The sequence below is a fragment of the Providencia xihuensis genome (assembly GCF_041953405.1).
Classification (GTDB): Bacteria; Pseudomonadota; Gammaproteobacteria; order Enterobacterales; family Enterobacteriaceae; genus Providencia; species Providencia vermicola.
In genome coordinates, this window is record NZ_CP169565.1 from 3627367 (window position 1) to 3652670 (window position 25304).

A 25304-nucleotide genomic window follows, 5' to 3' on the forward strand; every position below is an offset into this window, starting at 1 on the left:
TGTAAGGCATGAATGATGAATTTAGATTTCGACTATATTGTGCGGATCTTTCCGCAAATTTTAAGCTACCTACCTGTCACGCTATTTCTTGCTATTGTTTCAATGGTTTGTGCGATGACATTAGGGTTGACGCTTGCACTACTGCGGATTACGGGTATCAAGGCGGTTGTTAAAATCGTCGATTTATACGTCTCCCTATTTCGTGGAATTCCAACGCTGGTACAGCTGTTTATTATTTATTTCGGCTTACCTCAAGCCTTTCCCATTTTTAATGGGATGGATGCGTTTACAGCGGCAATTATTGGCTTTAGCCTGAAAAACTCTGCCTATATGGCCGAAATTTATCGTGCTGGATTGACCTCCGTCGACTTTGGGCAGATGGAAGCAGGCTTATCGATTGGTATGCAAAAGCGCCAAATTTACCGTCGCATTATTTTGCCTCAAGCAATGCTGAACACACTGCCTGCAACGGGTAATACCTTTATTTCATTGATTAAAGATACCTCTGTGGCCTTTGCACTTGGTGTCACAGAACTGTTCGCAGAAGGCAAAATGATCGCCGCTGAATCATTACGTTACTTCGAAACATTCATTGTTGTTGGGCTCATTTACTGGCTCACCGTGCTTATCTATAGCCGTTTACAAACGGTGCTAGAAAAACGCTTAAGCCAATCATTACAACGGTAAGGAATGATGATGATCCGTGTATCGCAACTGAATAAAAGCTTTGGCACCAATACGGTTTTAAATAATATTTCCCTCGATATCCAAGAAGGGGAAGTGGTCGCCATTATCGGCCCTTCTGGCTCTGGGAAGTCCACCTTATTACGCTGCCTAAACCTGTTAGAACACCCTGAATCTGGCATTATACAAATCGGCGATGTCACCTTAGATACGCATAAACATAGCGTAAATGATGCCTATGCATTACGCCGTCAAACCGCCATGGTGTTTCAAAATTACAACCTGTTTAAAAATAAAACAGCACTTGAAAATGTGACGGAAGGATTAATCACCGTTAAAAAAATGGCGAAAAGCGAAGCCGATAAAATCGGTTTAGCGCTGTTGGATACTGTCGGCCTAGCTGAACATAGCCACAAATACCCAGTCACGTTATCGGGCGGGCAACAACAGCGAGTGAGTATCGCCCGTGCCCTTGCCGTCAACCCTTTAGCCATTTTATTTGATGAGCCAACCTCGGCTCTCGACCCAGAAAGAGTATTTGAGGTGCTTCAGGTGATTAAATCCCTTGCTCAGCAAAAAACCACCATGGTGATAGTGACCCATGAAATGGAATTTGCCAAAGAAGTGGCTGACCGCGTGATTTTTATGGCGGATGGACAGATTGTTGAACAAGGCCCCGCAGAGCAAGTTATTCGCTTCTCTGAAAACCCACAAACACGCCGTTTTTTACGTCAATTGACTAATATCGAGCCAATCGACGAATTCAATATATAACCAAAAAAATCCGTAGGCACCTGCGCCTTAATGGGGAGAAACTTAATGAACATTAGCAGCCATGAGCAAGCACTTGCAGATAAAATTCAAGCATTTCGCCACGAAATGCACCGTTTTCCTGAATTATCGAATCAAGAACACCAAACAACGCAGCGTATTCGCGATGCGTTAACGGAAGCTGGGATTACTATTTTACCCCTTCCGTTAGCAACTGGGTTAGTCGCAGAGATTAAAGGCCAACAAGACGGCCCCTTAATCGTGTTACGTTCCGATATTGATGCGCTACCTATTGAAGAGGAGTCTGGTGTTGATTTTGTCTCTGAAAACAAAGGGGTAATGCACGCTTGTGGTCATGATTTTCATGCTTCCGCCGCACTGGGTGCCGCGATTTTGCTGCAACAAAATAGCGCCAATTTAAAAGGTACCGTGCGAGTTCTCTTCCAAGCCGCAGAAGAAACTGGCCAAGGTGCACCAGATCTACTTGCTACAGGGGCATTAGATGGTGCTCTGGCGATATTTGGTATTCATAATGACCCTACTTTGCCAGTCGGTGTAATAGGCAGTAAAGAAGGCGCGCTTACCGCTGGGGTTGATCGCTTCGAAATTAAAATTGCCGCGAAAGGGGCTCATGCTGCGAAGCCACATGAAGGCAATGACCCACTAATTATCATTGCTCAGATTATCAATGCGACGCAATCCATTATCAGTAGAAATGTTTCTTCTGATCAAAACGCCGTGGTGTCGATTACACAAGTTCACAGTGGCAGTACATGGAATGTGATCCCTGATACCGCTTATTTAGAAGGCACGGTGCGTACCTTCAAACAAGCCACCCGAGAGCAAATTGAACAGCGATTACGCCAAATTATCGCTGGGATCGCCGCCACATTTAATGCACAAATCGAATTAATATGGCATCCTGGCCCACCTTCGGTGGTTAACACTGGGGAATGGGTCGATTTAGCCCTGATCCAAGCTGAAAAATCTGGTTTTGAGGCTATCAGAGTCGAAGCAAGCCCGATTGGTGAAGACTTTGCTTTCTACCAACAAAAAATACCAGGCGCATTTATGATGATTGGCTCAGGTGGCCCCTATGCTTTACATCATCCAAAATTCCGTGTCGATGATAAAGCCTTATACCCAACCGCACGTTACCTCGCTCAATTAGCGGAAACAGTACTCAATGAATATCATGGTAAGGCGCAATGATTAGCGAACTAACCACGAGTTTGGCGGAGAAAATCCTTGGGGCCTCTCCGCCTCCTTCAGCCCAGCTCGCCGCAAAAAACGGCATTAAGGATTACCTCGCCGTCACACTCTCCGTGACGGAAGGCCATATTAATGATGCGGGGTGGCAACAACTGAGCGCTCTTTGGCCTGAGCGCGATCCCCGCAGTGTCGCGCTATTACTCGGGTATGCAGGGCATGCTCTCGACTTTGACGATTTTCACGCTAATTTTCGCGGCCACCCATCAACGGTTATTTTACCCGCACTATTCGCTTTAACACCGCAGCAAAATGAGCTTGATAACATACGGTTCTTAAATGCTTACTGTGTTGGTGTCGAAGTTGCGGGTCGATTAGGGCTAGCCATCACGAATCAGCATTACCAACTTGGTTTTCACTCAACAGGAAGTTTAGGTGCCATCGCCGCCACCGCGGCGCTATGTTATTTATTTGCCGCCGATTTAGAAACCACTACCTGCGCACTCGGCCTTGCCGCGACACAATCAACCGCATTGCGTGCCCAATTTGGTTCTGCGGTAAAGCCACTTCATGCGGGGCTGGCTGCACAATCCGCGGTCATCTCATTTCAATTAGCGTCGAGCGGTTTTTCTTCCCGCCCACATGGTGTGATTGATGCTTTTTTAGAAGCAATGAGCCAGCGACAAGCCATGCCTGAACTGCTTATCAAAGATTGGGGAAACCCTTGGCGTATTGAGTCACCGGGGCTTGAATTTAAGCCTTATCCAACGTGTGCAGGTACGCACTCAGCTGTCGCAGTGACTCAGGTGTTACGTGAACGCTGGTTAAGTAGCGGAAAGCCATTAACCGCTCTTCTCGATAACCTTCAACGTATCGATATCGCTTTCCCATTGGGGGGAGATATTGCAGCCAATATCAGGGTGCCAGAAAATGGTATCGAAGCACGTTTTTGCCTTGAATACATTATTGCCGCCATGCTGATTAAAGGGGAGCTGCATTTATGTGATTTTACCGAGCCTGAGCTAGACCCACACATTATGGCGTTAGCTCAACGTGTTAACCGTAACCCTGATAGAAGTGTTCCCCCTGATGTGCTTGCCCCTGAAAAACGTTTTCATCAAGTCACACTGTTTCTTGCGGGTTCAACCCAGTTAAGCCACCGCTTAGACCGCCAGCAGTTTCTCAAATTACCCGTTGATTTAAGGCAAAAATGGCAAAACTGCCTGACAAATGCCACTTACCAAGAAATCGAAGCATGGCTAGAGCTCTGCCTTTTTAATACCCCGCAAAGTACGTCATCGATTAGAAACAAACTCATTGCAAGTTTGAATTAACTTTTTATATCAGGAATGCGGCTTAGCATTCCTGATATTAAAGCAAATGATTAGCAAATGCGTGGTAAAGGCTCGCTGTGAGGTAAATCTAATAGCCTTGATGTCCCGAAGATCCCAACTAATTTGACTTGTTTTTGCTCTGTCACACAGCCAATGGTTGCGGCATTTTGGCCTAGAGGATGGCTGTGCAATGCGGCTAACACTGCGCTTTCCGCTTCAGGTTTTACCACAATCACTAGTTTACCTTCATTGGCAAAATTCAGTGGTTCAAGGCCGAGCAATTCACATACGCCCCTAACCGCTGAGGCAACGGGTAAGTCAGCCTCGTTAATCGCCATTCCGCAGCCGCTTGCCTGCGCAAACTCATGCAAAATCGCCGTCACACCGCCCCGAGTGGCATCCCGTAATGCACGTACGCCCTCAATATTACGCAGTGGCTCAATTAATGGCGTCAATACCGCGCAATCGCTACTGAGTTGTGCCTCTAAACCAAGCTGCTCGCGCAGGTTTAAAATGGTCGCACCGTGATCACCTAACGTACCACTGACGATCACTTTGTCACCTGCTTGAATTTGCTGAGCTCCCCACTGAATTTCGCTTGGGATAACCCCGATACCTGCTGTGTTGATAAACACTTTGTCCGCAGCACCACGCTGCACCACTTTGGTGTCCCCCGTGACAATCTGCACCCCAGCCGCTGCAGCCGTTGCTGCCATTGATTCGACGATGGTGGCGAGCTCGGCTAATGGAAAGCCTTCCTCTAAAATAAACCCGCAAGATAGATATTTAGGGACTGCACCACTAACGGCAACGTCATTCACCGTACCGCAAACCGCTAATTTACCGATATTTCCACCGGGGAAAAAAATCGGGTCAATCACATAACTGTCGGTGCTGAACGCAAGACGATCCCCTAGTGTGGTAAGTTCCGCCAGCGAAAGTCGCGCTTGGTCTTCGCGCTCATTCAACGCTTGGTTAGCGAATGCTTTTAAAAATAGTTGTTCAATTAACTGTTGCATGGCCTGCCCACCACTGCCGTGGGCCATCAATACCACATTGTTCGCATCATTGCTCATCTATGCCTCCCGACGATATTGATAATAAGCCGCACAAGCCCCTTCCGAAGACACCATTAAGGCACCAAAAGCGGTTTGTGGTGTACAGCGAGTGCCAAATAGTGGGCATTCATTGGGTTTACAGCGCCCCGTCAACACATCGCCACACCGTGCTTGCGGGTCATCCGCCACTTGGTGTGGTTGTACGTGAAAACGGCGCTCGGCGTCAAAGGATTGATAAGCGGCGCTAAGCTGCACACCTGAGCCTGCAATCTCCCCTAAACCGCGCCATTCGCTGGTTTCTTTTAACTCAAACACTTCATCTAATGCCTTGAGTGCTAACGTGTTGCCTTGGTCAGCGACAATACGCTTATATTGGTTTTCCACCTCACAACGTCCATCCGCTATCTGATTCACTAGCATAGATATAGACTGCAAAATATCCAACGGTTCGAACCCCGTTACCACCAGCGGTTTATGGAAGTCGTCAGTAATAAACTGGTAAGGGTGTGCCCCAATCACCATACTGACATGCCCCGGAGCTAAAAAGCCGTCGATGCGAACATCTGGCTGTTCTAATAGGCTTTTTAAGGTGGGGATGATGGTGATGTGCTGGCAAAACACCGTGAAATTGTTCAGTTGACGGCGTTTAGCTTGTTGCAAGGTAATCGCCGTGCTTGGCATCGTAGTTTCAAACCCCAAACCAAAGAAAACGATTTGTTTATCAGGATGTTGCTCTGCTATCCCGAGGGCATCCAAAGGAGAGTAGACAATCCGCACATCTGCCCCACGGCGTTTTGCATCAAGTAAAGAGCCATTTTTACCAGGGACACGCATCGCATCCCCATAGGTACAAAAAATCACATTTGGCTGCTCAGCAATTTCGATACAACCGTCGATTCGCCCCATTGGTAAGACACAAACGGGGCAACCTGGGCCATGAACAAATTCGATTTCTGGCGGTAAAAGTTGGTCGATACCAAATTTAAAAATCGCATGAGTGTGCCCGCCGCACACTTCCATTAACTGCAATGGGCGCTGCTTAGCCCGTGGAATGTCATTCACACGTTGGCGGATATTCGCCAATAATACTTTTGCTAAAGCAGGGTCACGAAATTCATCGACGTACTGCATCTGTAGCCCCTGCATTTAAACCACTAAAATCGCCAACCTCATGGTCAAGCTGGCTCATCGCCGCTAAGGCATCTAATGTCGACTGCGCTTCTTCTTCGTTGATGATACTCATGGCGAAGCCCACGTGAACCAGCACCCATTGGCCTAATAACTCACTGGTTTCCCCTTCACAAATCAGGCCAATGTTAACGTCTCGCTTCACGCCACAGACATCCACTTGTGCCAGTTGGTGAATATCTTCACCCACCGCCACGATTTTTCCTGGAATGCCTAAGCACATAGCTGAGTCTCCAGCCATGCGAGCCATGCATCCATACCGTCTCCTTGTGTCGCTGAGACTTTAATCACTTGGATGTTTGGATTGACTTGTTTGGCATTAGCAATGCAGGCGTCCACGTCAAAATGCAGGTACGGCAGTAAGTCGATTTTATTGAGCAACATAATGTCTGCCGCGGCAAACATATGCGGGTATTTTAAGGGTTTGTCTTCCCCTTCGGTCACGGACAAAACAGCCACTTTATGGCGCTCGCCTAAATCAAAGCTTGCAGGGCACACTAAGTTCCCCACATTTTCGATGAATAACAAGCTATTATCATCCAAACCTAAGCGTGAGACCGCATCGTGTATCATCTGTGCATCCAAGTGGCAACCTTTACCTGTGTTCACTTGGATAGCAGGCACCCCCGTTTCGCGAATACGCTGGGCATCGTTGGTGGTTTGCTGGTCGCCTTCCACCACCGCACAGTTAATTTTATCGCGCAGACGTAGCAAGGTTTCCGTTAATAGCGTGGTTTTCCCAGAGCCTGGGCTGGAAACCAGGTTTAACGCTAAAATATTCTTTTCTGCAAACGCTTCACGGTTATGTTCTGCTAAGTGATTGTTTTTATCTAAAACGTCCATCTCAATTTGCAGCATACGCTTTTGGCTGATCCCCGGTGCGTGTGTGCCAGCTTCACCCTGCCCGTAATCCAAATCATGGTGTTCGCCCGCAGGTTTAAAGCTATTTTCCGCCATGGCGTAAACGTGCTTATGCTTATGCTTGTGTTTCTGTTTTTTGGTTTTACCCTCAACAAGCGCAGGATCATATTGGTGATAATGGTTATGCACATCGCCTTGGTGGTAATAATGGTGATGAATAATGACGGTTTGGCCTTGGTTTTCATGGTCATGATGGTCATGATCGTGGTGGTGATCGTGCTGGTGAGCGTGCCCATGATGATGGTCATGCGCATTTTCATGATCGTGATGATGATCATGGCCGTGATGGTGGTCATGGTCGTGATGATGGTCATGGTGATGATGACTGTGCTCATCACCCTCGATTCTGCGCTCTCCCGATGCGCATCCACATGTACTACACATAAGTTTCACTCCCAACCGCTAAATAGTTAAATTAGATTAATACATAATCAAAATCGCAAGGTTGATGCACCTCAAAGTCACTTTGAAAACTATTCGACCTCTAATTCTTTGATGCGCAAGCTATCGCCACTTTCCACTTTTAAATTCAAACTTTGGCATTGTGGGCAAACGGATTGGTGGCTATCAATTTCCACCATTTCACTGCAATCCCAGCACCAAGCTTGTGCGGGACGATGCACCATATGCAATTGGCAACCTTGCGCGACAGTACCGCGACAAGCGATATCAAAACAAAAGCGAAATGCGCTTTCTTCAACACAGGAAAGCGCACCTATTTCTAACCAAACTGCCGTGACTTTTTTCACGGCGTTTTGCTTGACTTGCTGTTCAATTATTTCGAGTGTGCTTTGGCACAATGAAACTTCATGCATTATGCTTCCTTCAAGTGGCGTGCAAATAACGCGCGGCGTGCTGGCGATTGAGGTACATTTGGGTCACTTACTGGCAGCGACAGCAAAATACGGCGGCAATCATCCGCAAGGTGAATACCTTGCTCAGGACTCAAACTTTTATCTAATGGCGACATTAACGAACAGGCTAAATATTGTGTTAGTCCGTCAAGTTCCCCAACGGTATAGGTCATTTCCCCATACGGTAAAATCAAGCCAATTTTGTCGCCGACAGTACGCTGCTCCCAATACTGGTCAGGCCCAGGTAAAATGAGGGCGCTGAGCATCCACGGGGTGATAACCGCACCAACCCATTGATTTTCAAACAAAGCGAACTCACTGGCGTAGACGGGCATCGAGGGGTGGAGAAAAGACAAATCGTGCATCGATTGCTCCGCCACCCGTTGAAATGCGGCCTCAACGAGAGGCCGTGGGTTACTTTGATAACCGTTAATGTCATCAGGCATGTAAACTCTCTTCTTTTGCCGTAATTTCCAAACCTTCACTTCGCAGCACGTCTACCACTTTTTGCAATGCAGGCTCTAACGCAGCTTGCCCTGTTGCGGTTAAACCGATGTGTGGCTCTAAGGACTCAGGTACGACGCCCACTAAGGTCAAACGTTGTGGAAATTCATCCGTTAAATGCAGAGCAGATAACACATCAGATAATCCTAGCTGGTGAGGGGAGATTTTACGGGTAAACAACGCAGGCACCTCGCCATCACGTAACACTAATAACGAGCCAGGTTGCTGGCTCGATAACACCACATCCGCAATGATTAAGTGGTCACGGGAGGCCATTGGGCCGATCAATTCCATTCCCGCAGTACCGCCATCAAGCACTTCCACACATTCAGGCAAGTGATAACGTTCTTCCAATGCTTCAACAATGCGCACGCCAATCCCTTCGTCGCTCAGCAAAATATTGCCAACGCCTAAGACTAAAATTCGCATTACAGCACCTTAACCTTAGTGACTTCCCCACCCTCAGGATCCACAATGTGCACCGCACAAGACATACATGGGTCAAATGAGTGGATGGTTCTCACTACCTCAAGTGGTTTAGTTGGGTCAGCAACAGGCGTTCCTACCAACGCTTGCTCATAAGGACCTGGTTCGTCATTGAAATTACGTGGGCCAGAGTTCCATGTAGATGGCACAACAGCCTGATAGTTTTCAATTTTACCGTCTTTGATAACTACCCAGTGTGAAAGCAGTCCGCGAGGTACTTCCCCAAATCCAACCCCTTTAATCGTTGCGTTTTCTGGGAAATTTGGTTTTACAAAGGTAGTAAAGTCGCCTTTGCCAATGTTATCCACTAGTGCTTGCCACTGAATTGACAGTGTTTCATTCAGCACACAGCAACGCACGCTACGACCAATAATACGGCCTAGGGTGGAGTGCAGCTGATCGATACCAATGCTGTTACCCGTCAGTGTTTGATACAGGTTCACCACATCGTTAAAATGTTTTTCCGTTGGCTCGTGTTTTGCCGCCAGCTTGCACAGTAAGTCCGCTAATGGCCCCACTTCGACGGTTTTGTCATAGAAGGTCGGCGCTTTCACCCATGAATATTTACCGTCATCGTCCCAACCTGTGTAGTCAGGGTTTGTAGTGCCTTCCCACGGTGCTTGTGGCTCGTTTTCTTTGTACCACGCATGCTTGCTACTTTCTTTGATACCGTTGATCAAATACTCGTCCATGTGGCTGGTAATTGGGCGATAAGTACTGAAATCACTGTTTTCGAGGTAGCCACCTGGCAATAAGAAACTGCCATTTTTGCCGTCCATCGGCATTTCAGGCATACACATGTAATGCTTCGCCCCTTGGCCGACTTCTAACCATTCTGGGTAACCCGCTGCAATCACTGCTGCATCGATTTTGTATACTTGCTCGATAAAATCCCCTAAACGGTCGATAAAGGATTTCACATACATTAAACGCTCAAGGTTAAGAACACCCACGCCATCAAGGTTAATCGGGTTCGCGACACCGCCCACGGCGAGGTTTTGGATGTGTGGTGTTTTACCCCCAAGCAATGCCACAATGCGGTTTGCATCCCGTTGGCATTCAAGGGCTTGCAAATAGTGCGCAACCGCAATCAAGTTCACTTCAGGCGACAATTTCATCGCTGGGTGCCCCCAGTAACCATTCGCAAAAATTCCTAATTGCCCGCTCGCCACCAGTTTTTTGATTTTGTCTTGTACGCGAGTAAATTCTTCTGCGCTATTGAGTGGCCATGTGGAAACCCCTTTGAGGATTTCTGCTGCTTTATTTGGGTCTGCATTTAACGCGGAGGTGATATCTACCCAATCTAGCGCCGATAATTGATAAAAATGGACAATATGATCTTGAATGGTATGCGCCGCTAAAATCATATTACGGATGTATTGCGCATTAACGGGCACATCAATATTCAAAGCGCTTTCAATGGTACGTACAGATACAATTCCGTGAACAGTGGTACAAACCCCACAAATACGCTGCATAATCATCCATGCATCACGAGGGTCTTTCCCTTTGACAATTTCTTCCATACCGCGCCACATGGTGCCTGAAGCCCAAGCCTTGGTGACCTTTCCATCTTCAATTTCACAATCAATGCGTAAGTGACCTTCGATACGAGTGACTGGATCTATTGTTATACGTTGGCTCATGCTTTACCTCGGGCCTCTGAATGGCTCATCGTTGTTTTTTTCAATGCTGGAATAACGGGTAGTAGGCGGATCAGCAAGATATACGCGCAGACCTCAATTGCCACAAAACCCATTGAAATTAAAAGTTCTTCTGATGTTGGGAAGTAGTCGTAACCGCCCCCAGGATTAAACGCGACAAGGGAATAGCTCATTCGCCACATTGCCGCCCCGATTAACATGCTTAATCCGCTTATATATAACCAACGCGAATCATTTCGTAGCGATGGCATGCGGAAAATAATTAATGGGATCACCATTAACACGGTTTCTATCCAGAACATCATGGCGTAGAAGTCGCCATTAAAGATGTGGTGCAGTTTTTCGCGATAAATCAACTCGCCAAATCGACACACTAAGAACAACACTAAAAGCACTTGCAGAATTTGCGTTAGCCGCACAAACAGTGGCCGTTCATCTGCCCCCTGCCCTTTTAAGGCAGCTTGCAACAATGAGCCTTCGAAAATGACAATCGAGAAACCCATAATAAACGCGGTCAACAGCGAGAGCAGCGGCAACATTTCATAACTTTGCCAAATTGGATGTACCTTGTATCCCGCTGAAATCATTAATGATCCCATTGAGGATTGGTGCATCATTGGTAACAATGCCCCTAATGCGATGATAAAAAACATCGCTTTATTCAAGCGTTTTAATGAGACTTTCCAGCCAAAACGTTCACACAAGGCTGGGGCAAATTCTAACGCCATCACACCAATGTAAATCGTCATACACACGGCGGTTTCGAACAGCACCGAATTGGTATTGAAGAAGCCTGGAATATAAAAATACGGCAAATTCCAGTAACGCCCCACGTCGATAGTGATGGATAAACCACCTAGGGAGTAACCAAATAAACTGGCCAGTAATGCAGGGCGAACCAGTGGGTGATATTCTCCGCGGTTAAACACATACACCGCCCACGCCAGTGCCCAGCCACCACAGGCAAAACCTGTCCCTATCAGCAAGTCAAAGGCGATCCAAATCCCCCACGGGTAACCGCCGTTAAGATCAGAAACCGAACCTAAGCCGAAAACTAAACGTTTGATAATCAGAATGACGCAAAGCAACACCAATGGCCCAAAGACCATAATTGGCCAACTGACTAAACGCCCGCCTAGCGGCTTTTCTTTATGATGCGTCGTCATTTGAGTCATCTCCTTCGTGTTTGTCATTCTTGGTATTGCGATACACCAAGAAGCTCAGCCCTGCTAGCGCCGCTAACGGCAACACCATGCCTTTGTATAGCGTGTGTTGAACATATTCAGAGCGCGCACCTGTCGAAAGCTGCTCTAATTCAGGCAAGCCAAGATGTTGATATGGCACGCCAGAGAGCACAATGACCTGCGTTCCGCCGCCTTCAAGCTCGCCATACACATGGTTTTCATACTTCGGCACTTTGATGACATTTGGATCATTACTATGCAGGGTTTGACGTGGGAAGCCATATTCATCCCCCACTTTGAGTGTTAAGCGTTTTTTTGCTTCGGCGAGCAACTCTTCCCGCGTACCGAAAATCACCGCCCCAGTTGGGCACACTTCCACACAGCCAGGTAAACCGCCTTTATCTAAACGCTCAACACCTTTTTGATTACATAGCTCGCACTTATGGATAGCACCAAACTTATCATCGTAAGCATATTTTGGAATGTTGAACGGACACGCCACCATGCAGTAACGGCAACCCGTACACACACTTGCATCGTAATGAACGATGCCCGTTTTCGGGTCTTTTTTCAGTGCTTGAACAGGGCAAACAGAGACGCAATTTGGGTCAACACAATGCATACACTGCTTTTTAATGTAGGCGTAGCCGTCTTTTTCCTGATCTTTATTCACCCCCGTGCCGCTACTCCAGACCTGAATAATGTTGTTGGTGTATGGGGTAAGCTTGTCGTTGTTCGACCATGTTTGCTCCCCGACAGGATTACGCTCTGGGTGGTTGATATCTTGGCATTTTGTCACGCAGGCCTGGCACCCAACACACAAAGTTGAGTCGTACAGCATGCCAAGGGAGTTTGGAATTGGCGGTCGGTTTTCCGCTCCCGCCAAGCTTGGTGAGCTGCCCGCAAGGAGCGCTCCCCCTGCGGAGAGTTTAAGAAAATTTCGTCTATTCACGGTTATTCTCCCCGTGAGTCATGGTCTTGCTGGCGTTTTTGGCGACCTAATTCACGTACCGCCATCACACTCACCCCAGCGACTAACCCCACAACACCACCAATTAAGCCAACGGCGGTTGATGATATTTGCCCGCCTTCACGGTTATTTAAATCAGGTTTATCCGCCCGTGGCGTTGGATTTTCCACACTCGCAAGTTGGTGAATCGCTTTGTGGAAGCCGACGTTTTCTTCGTTACAGCCATAACAAGGGTGGCCAATCGCCACAGGCCATACACCGCCAACATCGCAGAACTGCAATGTTGAACAGTTGCCGTAAGTTTCAGGGCCCTTACAGCCTAAGTGATATAAACACCAACCTTCACGGTGACCATCATCGCCAAACTCTTTGGCAAAACGGCCTGCGTCAAAATGAGGGCGGCGCTCGCAGTGCTCGTGAATTAATCGGCCATAAGCAAACATTGGACGGTTTTTGCTGTCCAGTGCTGGCGGGCGATTAAACGTAATTAAGTGGGCAACGGTCGCAAGGAAGTTATGTGGATTTGGCGGGCAACCTGGGATATTAATCACCGGCTTATCTTTGATAACTTGGTTTAGCCCAACAGCGCCCGTTGGGTTATCACCCGCCGCTGCAACACCGCCCCAAGAGGCACAAGAACCGATTGCAATCACGGCGGCGGCATGTTCAGCCACTTCACGGATATGCTCAACAATCGGTTTCCCTGCAACCATGCAGTAAATACCGTTGTCTTTCAGCGGGATAGAACCATCAACGACAAGAACATATTTTCCTTTGTATTTTTCTATCGCATTATGCTTATTCTGTTCAACTTGTTCACCAAAAGCGGCAGATAACACCTCATGGTATTCCAGTGAAATTGTATCCAGAATTAAGTTTTCGAGGGTTGGATGGGTAGAACACAGCAGGGACTCGGTACAACCCGTACACTCTTGTGCGCCAATCCAGATGACAGGCGGACGAGCTGGGTCGCTAATAGATTCAGCAATTTGGGCCGCTGCTTTCCCGCTTAGCCCCATCGTTGCTGCCAACGCTGTACATAACTTCATAAAATCACGGCGGTTAATACCGTGAGGAGAATTAATAGAGTTATCTCCTATCATTCTTTTTTCCTATTATTATGGGTGGCTTAGAACCTATTCATTAAACAAATTTCGTTGATTATCCTTGCGTTAGAGATGCCACAAAACCCGACGTGCTAAATACGCTTACGCCTTACGCTTGTATCATTGCAATTCAAATTGACAACAAAACTGAGCTTAATGAAATAAATTCTTATTTAAGTAACCTGGTGCATATATATAAAATAGGATCCTATTCCTACCGATTTTTAATCACTTGATCTTCATCAAGAGGAAATAAGAAATTTCATCTTTTTTATATATTTGTTAGAAAAATCGATTCAGTTACTGGGAGGTAAAAGTGATACCTGAAATAAAACTCCATCGTTTATTATTCAATAATGCGCTATATATCACATTAATTTAAATATAAATTTCATTAATTATCATTGATATATAGGAATTCATTATTTGTTTATCATTTAATTAAACGAAATTAGAGTATTATTAATAACCAATCCATTAATATAATTATTAATTATCTAAATAAGAATCAATATCAAAAAAAGAATATTTTAATTAAAAATTAAAATATACAAAAATCAGCCTAATATACACTCTAAAGGCCTTGTAATATTCCTCATTGGCTAACGCTTTAATTTTGCTGAGGCTATCGCCACTTGCCCTAATGCCAATCCACCATCCCCCATCGGGAACTGCCTTGCCGTTAATACCTCAAATTCATTTAAATTATTCATTAATAAATTTCGTAATAATTTATTGTGCATCACGCCCCCCGATAGCACGATTGTCTTAATGCCATATTGCTGGGCAGATGTTTTCGCAAGCTGCGCAAACCCATTTGCTAATGCGACATGAAACGCATGGGCGCGTTGCGCTTTAGGCGCTTGATAAGCACACCATTCACGCCAAAACGTTGCTAAGTCAAGGCGTTGATTAATTAATGGCATCGTCACTGGGTGTGTCATAACCTCAGAGTTCATCGCCAGCGCTTCAAGCTGACACGCGGCCTCACCTTCCCAACTCGTTTGTACCGTACAAATACCCAGGGCAGCAGCAACAGCATCAAATAACCGCCCCGCGGAAGACGCTGTTGGGCAGTTGAGCCCGCGTTCGATAGCCTTTTCCAGTCCTTGCCAAGGGAACTCAAGAAGTTGAATTGCATCTGATTGCTGTTGCCAGTTGGGAACAAACTGTAACCAATGAGCCAATAAATTACGCCAAGGTTGCCTTGCCGCCATTTCGCCTCCAGGTAAAGCGACCGCGGGCAACCCACCTAAATATTGGCTGGATGTATAATCTACGAGTAAACATTCCCCACCCCAGAGACGTTGGTCATCACCAAAACCTAACCCATCAAGTGCTAAACCAATCACCTTATCTGTATTTCTTGGCAAACCGTGTTCCACCATAACGGCCGCAATATGGGCGTGATGGTGCTGAACTTGCACAAAGGGAATATCTAACTGTGCAGATAGTTGATTAGCAAAGCGATGGCTGACATAGTTTGGGTGCATATCCCCAACCAATGCAGTTGGTGTAAAACGGTAAATTGACTCAAACAAATCAATCGCACTTTGGTATTGCTCAAAAATATCTAAGTCGTCCAAATCCCCAAGGTGCTGGCTTAATACCGCGCTTTTATCGCGCAGTAAACAAAACGTATTTTTCAGGTCAGCCCCTAACCCTAATATAGAGGGGGAGTTTTCAAACCCTTCAGGTAAATCTACAGAATCAGGTACATACCCACGAGCACGGCGTAACATTTCAGCCTCGCCTTGGTGATAACGAACTAAAGAATCATCAGCACGTTGCACAATATCGCGGTTATGCGTCAGGTAAAAATCGGCAATATTAGCTAAATCCTTAAACGCATTTTGCTCTGTAAGAACAGGGGGCTTCCCAGATGCATTCCCTGACGTCATGATTAACGGTTTTTTTACTTCCGCCATTAATAAATGCTGTAAGGGATTTGAAGGCAGCATCACCCCTAACTCAGTCAAATGGGGGGCGACAAACTGGCTTAGACCGCTGTTTTTCCACTGCTTGATTAAAACGATCGGCGCTGCGGGGCTTTTTAGCAATGAGGCTAGCCCATCACTCACTCTCACCCCTTGGTTTTTTAACCAATCTAAAGACGGGATCATCACCGCAAATGGTTTTGTTGGGCGATGTTTACGCATGCGTAGCGCTTGCACTGCATGGTCATCCGTTGCGTCGCAAGCAAGATGAAAACCGCCTAACCCCTTAATGGCAATAATTTTACCCATGAGTAAATATTGCGATGCCGATATTAGCGCCCCTTCCTTCTCCGCCACCGTCAGCCCGAAAGCATCGCTGAGCTTAATTTCAGGTCCACATACAGCACACGCATTGGGCTGCGCATGAAAACGCCTATCCGCGGGGGATTGATATTCCACCAAACACTCAGGACATAACGGGAAATCAGCCATCGCAGTATTTGGGCGATCATAAGGCATATGGCGAATAATCGTAAAGCGCGGCCCGCAATGAGTACAATTGGCAAATGGATAATGAAAACGGCGATTAGTAGGGTCAAAAATCTCTTGCTGACAAGCATCACAAGTTGCCGCATCGGGGATCACTTGCGTATCCATCTTCCCTTCGCCACTACGGCGAATGGTAAATTCATCGGGAAAAACATCCCACTGAAAAGACTGTGATTGAATACTCTCTATATGCGCTAAAGGAGGGCAGTGTTGTTGTAATAATTGGCTAAATTTAGTGATATCTGCATTTGCGAGTAGGCGGATTAATACCCCTTCACCATCATTACAGACATCCCCATACAGCTGCTGCTGATGTGCCAACTGCCAAACATAGGGACGAAAACCCACCCCTTGCACTTTACCTTTAACCCGAAGCTGTATTCCGTTGCTCACTTGCACACCCTCTTATTTCAATAGAAGCTATTTTCCCGCTAACAGCCTCAAAAAACTTCACGTGAGATCAAAAAAAGGTGGGATACACATAAGAAAATATGGGGAATTACATCGCTAAATTCGTTGATTCATTATATTTCCAATAACTCTAATTAATAAAACTTAATAAACTCATTCCTATTAGTTTTTAAATCTAATTTAAATTGCATTATTAAATAAACTCTCTTTCTTAATTAAATAATAAAGTCAGTTTATATAACCGTAGAATTCCAATGTCATTTAACTCACTGTTATTAATAGGTTAAATAAAAAACCTTATAATTAATCCTAAAGAACGATAGTCACATCACCCAAACAAAAGTAAGCTCATTCATATGTTAACAATTTAGCAACATATAGATTTTAATTACAATTATTCAATGCCAGTGTAAATTCATTAATAATAAAAAGAGGTACTATTTTGAAAATCAAACCACTGTTTATCTCTCTATCTCTCGCGGCGGCATTATTCGGTTCAAGTTCTTTAGCTAATGCCGATGAAATTATTACCCTTGGAACAAAAGGTGGGCCATCCATATTAAGTGAAGCTCGCTTACCGCAATCGACAGCATTTATTAAAGGGGATAAAACCTATCTTTTTGATGCAGGATACGGCGCAACTTTGCGCTTAGTTCAATCCAAAGCCCCGCTAAAAAATATCGACTCAATTTTTATTACTCACCTGCACAGTGACCACGTTGCCGATTACCCTGCGTTATTATTAAATGCATGGAACAGTGGGCTAAACCACCCTGTTACGGTTTATGGTCCAGTGGGTACAGAGAGCATGACCAAAGGTGTTTGGGACACCTTTAAGCGCGATATTGATTTACGTATTAAAGATGAAGGCAAACCTGATTTACGTAATATGGTCACCGCCAAAGATATTTCTGAAGGTGTTGTTGTTGATAAAGACGGTGTAAAAATCAGTGCGTTGTTTGTGCCCCATCCCCCTTTTAATTCCGATGAAGCCCTGGCCTATAAAATCCAATCAGAGGGGAAAACCGTCGTTATCACGGGTGATATGATTGATAATAAACAAATTACTGAATTTGCCAAAGATGCCGACCTTTTAGTCAGTGAAGTCGTGCTGGTTTCTGGCGTTGAAAACTTAGCAAACCGAATTGGCAATGGCTCGACCCTTGCAAAAGCGATTATTTCCCATCACACCACCGCAGAAGAGGTCGGTAGAATCGCGAAGGAAGCCAATGTAAAACATTTGGTGCTCACCCACCTTGTTCCCGCAGATGACCCATCGATTACTGATGAAGTTTGGATCAAGGAGGTTAGAAAGCAATACTCTGGCCCAGTCACCGTAAGTAAAGACTTACAACGGTTTGAATTAAAATAATGTAACCAAAATAGCCACAGGCTACCTTGTGGCTATGATTGGCTCTGATATTAACTCACACAATCGCTGATAAATCCCCTTCTGTTTCTTATATGAAACTAAACAACGCAATAAGCTCGACACACTCCACATTTCGAAACGAATATTTTACATATGATCAACATTCGATTGACTATTAATCACCCCTACATTTAATCTGGTTTTAAATAATAAACAACGTTTCGTATATGAAACAAAATGTTACTGCGTATTAAGAGGAGAAAAAAATGAGCTGGATTGCTGTGTGCGATGTTTCACAAGTTCAAGAAGAATTTCCCTTTTCAGCCAAAGTTAATAACAACGAAATCGGTATTTTTTTGGTTGAAAACCAATATTACGCTTTAGAAGATGTATGTCCTCACGCTTATGCCCTACTCAGCCAAGGGTTTGTTGAAGATGGAAAAGTTGAGTGTCCCCTACATGAAGCCATCTTTGATATCAAAACAGGAAAATGTCTGCGAGAACCTGGTGGTCGAGATTTAAAAACCTATCAAACTCGCATTCATGAAAACCAAATCGAAATTAGCTTAATTGAGGAGTAAACATGGAACCGATTCAAAATATTAATCCTTACCTCCCCGCAAATAACCAAATTATTCCTGCACGAGAAGGTGGAAAAGGGAGTATTCAAGCACCTGGAAGTGCGCCAAATATTGTCTGGCAAACACGATCGCGACTTCCAGATGAATACGAAACAGCGTTGATCGCCGCATTAGAAAATTTATTTGCATCAGGAACGGAAACTCTCGAAGCCCTCGTTGAAGCTTTAAACCAACAACAATTATTTGACCGGCAAGGTCACGCATGGACATCCAGCAGTTTCCGCGAATTTTTGCTCGTTAATGGATATTAATACTTTGTAATTTATACAAAAATAAAAATAACCTTTGATAATCGGAAGCAAATTATGACAACGAATACACAACCTCAAAACTATCAAGCGTATTTAGATGTGGGGCTACGAGGACAGTGGTACCCCGTATTATCAAGCTGGGAAGTCAGCAGTAATCCCATCGGCATCACTCGCCTTGAAGAGCAAATTGTCTTATGGCGCGATGATAAAGGCCAAATTCATGCCTTAGAAGATAGATGCCCTCACCGCGGTGCACGTTTATCCATGGGCTGGAACCTTGGTGAGCGCATTGCTTGTTGGTACCACGGCGTTGAAGTAGGCGGAGATGGTATTGTCAAGGACGTTCCAGCGGTTAGCCAATGCCCTCTTGAAGGCCAAAAATGCTTAAAAACCTACCCAGTTCAGGAAGTTCACGGTGCGATTTTCCTCTATTTTGCTGTGATTGAAGGGGAAACGCCGCCAGCGCTTGAATTCCCTGAAGAATTAGCCGATAACGAAAACCACAGCCACTTCCTCTGCACTGCATCTTGGAAATGCAACTATCAGTATGCCCTTGAAAACGTGATGGATCCGATGCATGGCACCTATTTACACTCTTCGTCACACTCCATGGCTGAAGGGGATAAACAGTCTGAGATGATCCTTGAAGCCACTCAAACGGGTTTTATTTTTCGTAAGAATGATCAAATTGGTGTCAACTTCGACTGGGTGGAGTTTGCCAGCACAGGTGCAAACTGGCTTCGTTTATCCATCCCATATCAAAAACGTTTTGGACCAGGTGGGCACTTTTGGATCATCGGCATGGTCGTTCCAGAAGATAAAGATCACTGCCGCGTATTCTTCTGGCGAATTCGTAAAGTCAAAGACTGGCAACGCGATCTCTGGCGCTTTATGTACCGTAACCGCTTAGAGGGGCTGCATTGGGATGTGTTAGAGCAAGACCGCATTATTTTAGAAAACCTCGCACCAAATGCACGTAACCATGAGTTTCTCTATCAACACGATGTCGGTTTATCCCGTCTTCGTCGCATCATGCAGCGTGAAGCCAAAAAACAGTTTGAACTGATTTACAGTAAGGAAACTGAAAATGCATAACCTATTGGCGGGAAAACGTATTGTGGTCACTGGCGCGGCAAGGGGGCTGGGTTTTAGCTTTGCCCAAGCCGTCGCAGAACAAGGCGCTAAGGTCATTCTGTGCGACATTCTTGAAGAACGTTTGCAAGAAAGTACCGAAACATTGCGCCGCCAAGGGTTTGATGCACAAAGTTACTGTATCGATCTTGCTGATCCCGCCTCTATTCGCCGAGCCTTTGAACACATCTCCCAACAAGGTGCCATTGATGGGTTGATCAACAATGCGGCTCTTGCGACTGGCGTGGGGGGTAAAGCCTTAGATGAATACGATCTTGAGCTTTGGGATCGCGTCATGACTGTAAATGTCAAAGGAACATGGCTGGTAACAAAAGCGGCGTTACCGCTATTAAAGCAAAGCCAACATGGAAAAATCGTCAATATTGCGTCTGATACTGCCCTTTGGGGGGCGCCAAGGCTAATGGCCTATGTCGCCAGTAAAGGGGCAATTATCAGTATGACTCGCTCAATGGCCCGTGAGTTAGGCCAACACCGCATTTGCGTTAATGCGATCGCGCCAGGGCTGACAAAAGTTGAAGCCACTGAATATGTCCCTGAAGAACGCCACCAGCTTTATGAAAATGGTCGCGCCTTACAAGGGGAGCAATTACCTGAAGATGTCACTGGTACTGCATTGTACTTGCTTTCTGATATGGCTAATTTTGTGACGGGGCAGCTCATCCCCGTCAACGGCGGCTTTGTATTTAACTAATTGATGACCGCGTGGGCGGCGAGGTTAAGGCATTGAATTCAACATGTAAGTACTTGATACCTGGTCTGGAAAAAGGATTGCAACTTCTTCTCTTGCTCGCACAGCAGCACCGCGAGCTCACGTTTGCCGAAATCCTACGCTTAGTCGATATGCCTAAAGCCACGGCTTATCGCGCGATACAAACCTTGGTACATTTGGATTTCCTTGTCCAACACCCGAGAACAGGGGCATTTTCACTTGGTCGCAAAGTACTTAGCCTTGGTCTCGGTTATATCGCCTCTCTTGATTTAACCCAATTAGGCCAACCGATTATTGAACATTTGCGAGACCGAAGCCAGTGCAATAGCCATCTTGTAATTCGCGATGGCCGAGACATTATTTACATCGCTCGCGTCAGCGGTGCGGAATCAAAAATTAACCATGTCAGCGTCGGCACACGCTTATTAGCTCATCGAACATCTTTAGGGCGAATGCTATTAAGCGGGCTTTCTTCTACAGAATTTGATGCTCTTTACCCTGATGAAGAGCTACCTGATAACGCGGGCAGCAAACACGAATTCTGGAACATGATCCAAGCTGACAAACTGCGGGGTTATGTTATCGGTGAATCATTTTATCGCCGTGGCATCTCCTCCATTGTTTATCCTGTTTACAACCAAGACAACGGGGTCGAAGCGGCAATCAGTATCATGGTTCCCATGGACAGCATCCCTGTGCAGGAGCGCCAATATTTGCAAAATGAAGTGCGCAGTGCAGCACAAAAGCTAACTGAATTTATTGGCGGCATCATCCCAGCCAAAGTGATTTAGCGTTAGCGAAAAACTTACCCATTTTTCGGTTTATTGCCATAAGCCTCGGCTTTCCTTTGCCCAAAAAACGTATCAGGCAATAACACCAACCTACAGAGGATTAAGCTATGTCAGTGATTGGAATAGAAAAATTAGAATTTGGCGTTGAAGACCTTAAAGCCTGCCAAAAATTTTTACATGACTTTGGCTTACACGTTTCTAACAATAATCCAAACGTGTTTACCACTCTATCAGGCGCCGAGCTGGCATTATTCCCCCTTGATGATGCTTCCCTTCCTGCACCTTTTGAAACGGGATCAACCTTAAGGCGCATTACATGGGGCGTTGAGAACCTCACTAACCTAAATCAAATTATTGATAATATTCAGGAATGTGATGGATTTGAGCGAACATCTTCTGGCGCACAATGCCGCGATCCTAATGGCATGACTGTCGCTTTTTGCCTTTCACAACAAAAAGACGTCCAACTCGACGTCACAGGTATCAATCAATGGGGAGACATTCGCCGCATTGATGAACCTAGCCCAATTTATGAAAAAGCTACACCTATTAACGTGGGTCATGTTGTTTTCTTTGTTGATAACCTCCTTGAAACAGAAGCATTTTATTGCCAAAAGCTGGGTTTCCAAGTTTCGGATCGCTACATCGATCGCGCCGTTTTCCTACGCGCTCAAATTAATGGCTGCCACCATAATTTGTTCTTACTCAAGTTACCGCATCGCGGCAGTGGCTTGAACCACGTTGCCTTTACTGTTCGGGATATTCACGAGGTGATTGGTGGGGGCTTAGCTATGAACCGCCATCATTGGAGTACCTTTATTGGTCCAGGTCGCCACCCGATTTCGTCCGCTTATTTTTGGTACGTCAATAGCCCAACGGGCGGCGCATTCGAATACTACACCAACGACGACTACCTCACGGAAAAATGGCAGCCAAGGGAACTGGAACACTCACTGGTTTCATTTACCGAATGGGCGGTTGAAGGTGGCTTAGATTATGAAACACGCCGCCAAGTTAAACCCGCCAAGGAGTCATAAGATGAGCACTCTAATTCAAGGCGGTATTGTCATTATTGGCGGTGGCCAAGCTGGTGGCTGGGCTGCAAAAACGCTCAGAGAACAAGGCTATCAAGGCACTATTTCGGTGATCAGTGATGAAAACCACGATTTTTACGAACGCCCTCCACTGTCAAAAGCAGTTCTCACGCAAGAAGACGCTGTTTTATCGCGTTTATTTAGTGAAGATGATACCCGAGCATTGAACCTGCAGTGGTTTCGACCCATTCGAGCCGAGCGAATTGATGCGCAAGCTAAGTGTGTTTATCTCAATGATGGGCGGTTAGTTAGCTTTAATAAACTGCTTATTGCAACAGGTGGCCGTCCTCGTTATCTATCAAAAGCATGGCAACAACACCCTAACGTATTTGCCCTACGCTCATGGGATGATGCCCAAGCACTACGCTCCAGCCTCTTATCCGCAAAAAAAATTGCCATCATTGGCGGTGGATGGATTGGCTTAGAGGTCGCAGCTTCTGCACGGGAAATGGGTCTTGATGTGACGATTTTTGAACGCCAAAACCGTCTGTGTGAGCGCAGTGTTCCGCAAAGTGTCTCCGACGCATTAGCGCAGCGCCATCATGAGGCTGGCGTACAGGTCATTACAGATTGTGGCGATATTCAATTGGTTGATGACAACGACGCTTTACAAATCGGTTGTCAAAAATACCCAATTCAGTCCTTTGACCTTGCCGTTATGGGGATTGGTGTTGAGCTCAACCTTGAGCTCGCAAAAGATGCGGGGTTAACGGTCACACATGGCATCGTGATCGACGCTCAAGGGCAAACCTCGCACCCTGACATCTACGCCGCGGGGGACGTTGCATGCCACCCAACACTTTCTTTATGTTTGCAATCTTGGGCTTATGCGCAAAACCAAGCCATCACCACAGCAAAAGCGATGCTTAACCCGCAATCCGTAGGGTTTAATGAACCCGCTTGGCTTTGGTCTGATCAATACCAAGACAACATACAAATTTTAGGAGTCCCGAGCACACAGACTCTGCAACACATCCAACGCCACAGCGAAAATTCAGAGGTTCACTTTGCATTAAATGAAGCTAACGAATTGGTTCAAATGGTGGCGTTTAATGATGCTCGCGCGATCAAACTGGGTAAACGTTGGTTGCAAAGCCAGCGTAAATTGGTTCCCTCAGAGCTTGCCGACCCCACATTTTCACTAATGTCACTTAAATAGTGCCAGCGAGGAAAAAACATGGCAAATCAAAGTATCACGATACCCGCCAATGAAAATGCACAAAGTACGCAGGATACACCAGAAAAAGTGAACTGGCTGATCCCAATCGGCCTATTTTCCTGCGTTTTACTGGCATTTTTCGACAAAATTAGCATCGCTGCACTGTTTTCAGACGAAAAGTTCCAACAAGCGCTGGGGATCGATTTTGATCCCACTCGTTTAGGCTTATTGATGAGCGCTTTCTTATTCGCGTATGGCGTTTCATCCATGTTACTGAGTGGGATTGGTGACCGCTTTCACCCCACAAAAATGTTGTTATTTATGATCAGCAGTTGGTGCTTCTTAATGATCTTTATGGGATTTACCCACCATTATGGCACCATGGTTTTCCTACGCGTATTACTCGGCATAGCCGAAGGGCCATTGTTAGCCATCGCCTATGCCATTATCCGCCGCACCTTCCCGCCCAAAATGCAGGCTCGAGCCACGATGCTCTGGTTGCTGGGCACTCCGCTAGGTGCAGCACTAGGTTTCCCTATTTCGTTGTATCTATTAAATAATTTTGGCTGGCAAAGCACCTTCTTCGTCATGGCAGCCTTTACCGTGCCCGTGTGGTGGTTGGTGGTCTTCGGAATTCGCCACCCAAATTTGGTCAATCGGAGTGCTCAGTTAAAAACAGCATCAGGGGAAAAACGACCTGAAGAACAAATTGCAGAAATGAAAGCTCATAAAAAACGCCTATTTCAAAATAGCCATTTTTGGATTATCTGCATATTCAACATTGCGTTTTTAGTCTATCTCTGGGGCATGAATGGCTGGTTACCAAGCTACTTAATTAAAGGGAAATCCATTCACTTGGAACACGCAGGGATCCTCTCTTCCCTCCCATTCATTGCCATGCTGTTTGGTGAAGCAATTGGCGCGTGGCTTTCTGACCGCTACGACCGCAGAGCCTTAGTGTGTTTTATCTCGTTGTTGGGTGCCGTGCTTGGTTTGGCGGGCGTGCTGTTCCTCACTGAGACCTACAGCATCATTTTAATGATGGCATTCAGCATGTTTATGTGGGGAGCTGGTGCTCCTAACATTTTCGCATTACTCGCTAAAGCAACACAAAAACAAGTCAGTGCCCTTGCTGGTGGGATATTCAATGGCCTTGGAAACCTTGCTGGCGCTGCCGCACCGCTATTAATGGGTGTGTTGATTACCGTTACCCACACTATGGATAGTGGGCTGTTATTTATCGTCATTATTGGTTTAGTGGGTAGCTTGTTATTGCTCCCCTTACTGAAAAAATACTAAACACTG

General features: G+C 45.9%; 25 protein-coding genes. 13 read left to right on the forward strand and 12 right to left on the reverse strand.

Features of this window, described 5'->3' with window-relative positions; all coding sequences use genetic code 11:
• The first annotated feature begins 15 nt into the window (after positions 1 to 15).
• From ACE2AL_RS16325 to ACE2AL_RS16340, 4 genes are read left to right on the forward strand one after another with little or no spacing between them, the layout of a single operon-like run.
• On the forward strand, positions 16 to 687 hold the full coding sequence (locus ACE2AL_RS16325) for an amino acid ABC transporter permease (RefSeq protein ID WP_206083645.1): 672 nt from the start codon (positions 16 to 18) through the stop codon (positions 685 to 687).
• 9 nt (positions 688 to 696) lie between these two features.
• Positions 697 to 1458 (forward strand): amino acid ABC transporter ATP-binding protein, encoded by a 762-nt coding sequence (locus ACE2AL_RS16330; RefSeq protein ID WP_206083644.1) that lies wholly within the window; start codon positions 697 to 699, stop codon positions 1456 to 1458.
• A 45-nt stretch (positions 1459 to 1503) separates the two neighbouring features.
• Positions 1504 to 2667: an amidohydrolase gene (locus ACE2AL_RS16335; RefSeq protein WP_206083643.1), complete on the forward strand. Its 1164-nt coding sequence runs from the start codon at positions 1504 to 1506 to the stop codon at positions 2665 to 2667.
• Positions 2664 to 3998 (forward strand): MmgE/PrpD family protein, encoded by a 1335-nt coding sequence (locus ACE2AL_RS16340; RefSeq protein ID WP_272574046.1) that lies wholly within the window; start codon positions 2664 to 2666, stop codon positions 3996 to 3998. The genes ACE2AL_RS16335 and ACE2AL_RS16340 overlap by 4 nt, the downstream gene beginning before the upstream one ends.
• Positions 3999 to 4048: 50 nt before the next feature.
• Here the strand turns inward: ACE2AL_RS16340 and hypE are convergent, their stop codons facing one another.
• From hypE to hypF, 12 genes are all read right to left on the reverse strand, one after another.
• Positions 4049 to 5074 (reverse strand): hydrogenase expression/formation protein HypE, encoded by a 1026-nt coding sequence (gene hypE, locus ACE2AL_RS16345; protein WP_349415575.1) that lies wholly within the window; start codon positions 5072 to 5074, stop codon positions 4049 to 4051.
• Entirely contained in the window at positions 5075 to 6187 is a 1113-nt protein-coding gene (gene hypD, locus ACE2AL_RS16350; protein WP_206083640.1) for a hydrogenase formation protein HypD, read from the reverse strand.
• Positions 6171 to 6467, reverse strand: a complete 297-nt coding sequence (gene hybG / locus ACE2AL_RS16355) for a hydrogenase maturation factor HybG (protein ID WP_206083804.1) — start codon at positions 6465 to 6467, stop codon at positions 6171 to 6173. The genes hypD and hybG overlap by 17 nt, the downstream gene beginning before the upstream one ends.
• The gene (hypB, locus tag ACE2AL_RS16360; protein ID WP_375083687.1) at positions 6458 to 7549 is read right to left on the reverse strand and encodes a hydrogenase nickel incorporation protein HypB; all 1092 of its coding nucleotides are present in this window, start codon (positions 7547 to 7549) and stop codon (positions 6458 to 6460) included. The genes hybG and hypB overlap by 10 nt, the downstream gene beginning before the upstream one ends.
• Positions 7550 to 7638: 89 nt before the next feature.
• Positions 7639 to 7980: a hydrogenase maturation nickel metallochaperone HypA gene (hypA, locus tag ACE2AL_RS16365; protein WP_206083638.1), complete on the reverse strand. Its 342-nt coding sequence runs from the start codon at positions 7978 to 7980 to the stop codon at positions 7639 to 7641.
• Positions 7980 to 8465 (reverse strand): hydrogenase-2 assembly chaperone, encoded by a 486-nt coding sequence (hybE, locus tag ACE2AL_RS16370; RefSeq protein ID WP_272574043.1) that lies wholly within the window; start codon positions 8463 to 8465, stop codon positions 7980 to 7982. Before hybE ends, hypA begins: the two co-directional genes overlap by 1 nt.
• Positions 8458 to 8952, reverse strand: a complete 495-nt coding sequence (locus ACE2AL_RS16375; RefSeq protein ID WP_206083636.1) for a HyaD/HybD family hydrogenase maturation endopeptidase — start codon at positions 8950 to 8952, stop codon at positions 8458 to 8460. The genes hybE and ACE2AL_RS16375 overlap by 8 nt, the downstream gene beginning before the upstream one ends.
• On the reverse strand, positions 8952 to 10655 hold the full coding sequence (gene hybC / locus ACE2AL_RS16380) for a hydrogenase 2 large subunit (RefSeq protein WP_206083635.1): 1704 nt from the start codon (positions 10653 to 10655) through the stop codon (positions 8952 to 8954). Before hybC ends, ACE2AL_RS16375 begins: the two co-directional genes overlap by 1 nt.
• Positions 10652 to 11839, reverse strand: a complete 1188-nt coding sequence (gene hybB, locus ACE2AL_RS16385) for a Ni/Fe-hydrogenase cytochrome b subunit (RefSeq protein WP_206083634.1) — start codon at positions 11837 to 11839, stop codon at positions 10652 to 10654. Before hybB ends, hybC begins: the two co-directional genes overlap by 4 nt.
• On the reverse strand, positions 11823 to 12809 hold the full coding sequence (gene hybA / locus ACE2AL_RS16390; protein WP_206083633.1) for a hydrogenase 2 operon protein HybA: 987 nt from the start codon (positions 12807 to 12809) through the stop codon (positions 11823 to 11825). Before hybA ends, hybB begins: the two co-directional genes overlap by 17 nt.
• A gap of 2 nt (positions 12810 to 12811) precedes the next feature.
• Positions 12812 to 13930: a hydrogenase 2 small subunit gene (hybO, locus tag ACE2AL_RS16395; RefSeq protein WP_206083631.1), complete on the reverse strand. Its 1119-nt coding sequence runs from the start codon at positions 13928 to 13930 to the stop codon at positions 12812 to 12814.
• 605 nt (positions 13931 to 14535) lie between these two features.
• Positions 14536 to 16812 carry a carbamoyltransferase HypF gene (gene hypF, locus ACE2AL_RS16400; RefSeq protein ID WP_375083688.1) on the reverse strand — a complete coding sequence of 759 codons (2277 nt, stop codon included), beginning with the start codon at positions 16810 to 16812 and terminating at the stop codon, positions 14536 to 14538.
• A 460-nt stretch (positions 16813 to 17272) separates the two neighbouring features.
• Here hypF and ACE2AL_RS16405 point away from each other — a divergent pair, with 460 nt between their 5' ends.
• The 9 genes from ACE2AL_RS16405 to ACE2AL_RS16445 all read left to right on the forward strand — a co-directional run bounded on the left by ACE2AL_RS16405 (position 17273) and on the right by ACE2AL_RS16445 (position 25298).
• Entirely contained in the window at positions 17273 to 18202 is a 930-nt protein-coding gene (locus ACE2AL_RS16405; RefSeq protein ID WP_206083627.1) for an MBL fold metallo-hydrolase, read from the forward strand.
• A 266-nt stretch (positions 18203 to 18468) separates the two neighbouring features.
• Entirely contained in the window at positions 18469 to 18783 is a 315-nt protein-coding gene (locus ACE2AL_RS16410) for a non-heme iron oxygenase ferredoxin subunit (protein WP_272574039.1), read from the forward strand.
• A gap of 2 nt (positions 18784 to 18785) precedes the next feature.
• On the forward strand, positions 18786 to 19094 hold the full coding sequence (locus ACE2AL_RS16415; protein WP_206083625.1) for a recombinase-like helix-turn-helix domain-containing protein: 309 nt from the start codon (positions 18786 to 18788) through the stop codon (positions 19092 to 19094).
• 54 nt (positions 19095 to 19148) lie between these two features.
• Positions 19149 to 20189: an aromatic ring-hydroxylating dioxygenase subunit alpha gene (locus ACE2AL_RS16420; protein WP_206083624.1), complete on the forward strand. Its 1041-nt coding sequence runs from the start codon at positions 19149 to 19151 to the stop codon at positions 20187 to 20189.
• Positions 20182 to 20937 (forward strand): SDR family oxidoreductase, encoded by a 756-nt coding sequence (locus tag ACE2AL_RS16425; protein WP_206083623.1) that lies wholly within the window; start codon positions 20182 to 20184, stop codon positions 20935 to 20937. The genes ACE2AL_RS16420 and ACE2AL_RS16425 overlap by 8 nt, the downstream gene beginning before the upstream one ends.
• A gap of 32 nt (positions 20938 to 20969) precedes the next feature.
• Positions 20970 to 21746 carry an IclR family transcriptional regulator gene (locus ACE2AL_RS16430; protein WP_206083622.1) on the forward strand — a complete coding sequence of 259 codons (777 nt, stop codon included), beginning with the start codon at positions 20970 to 20972 and terminating at the stop codon, positions 21744 to 21746.
• 107 nt (positions 21747 to 21853) lie between these two features.
• Positions 21854 to 22783 (forward strand): VOC family protein, encoded by a 930-nt coding sequence (locus tag ACE2AL_RS16435; protein ID WP_272539271.1) that lies wholly within the window; start codon positions 21854 to 21856, stop codon positions 22781 to 22783.
• A gap of 1 nt (position 22784) precedes the next feature.
• Entirely contained in the window at positions 22785 to 23999 is a 1215-nt protein-coding gene (locus ACE2AL_RS16440) for an NAD(P)/FAD-dependent oxidoreductase (RefSeq protein ID WP_375083689.1), read from the forward strand.
• A gap of 18 nt (positions 24000 to 24017) precedes the next feature.
• The gene (locus ACE2AL_RS16445) at positions 24018 to 25298 is read left to right on the forward strand and encodes an MFS transporter (RefSeq protein WP_206083619.1); all 1281 of its coding nucleotides are present in this window, start codon (positions 24018 to 24020) and stop codon (positions 25296 to 25298) included.
• Positions 25299 to 25304 lie beyond the last annotated feature (6 nt).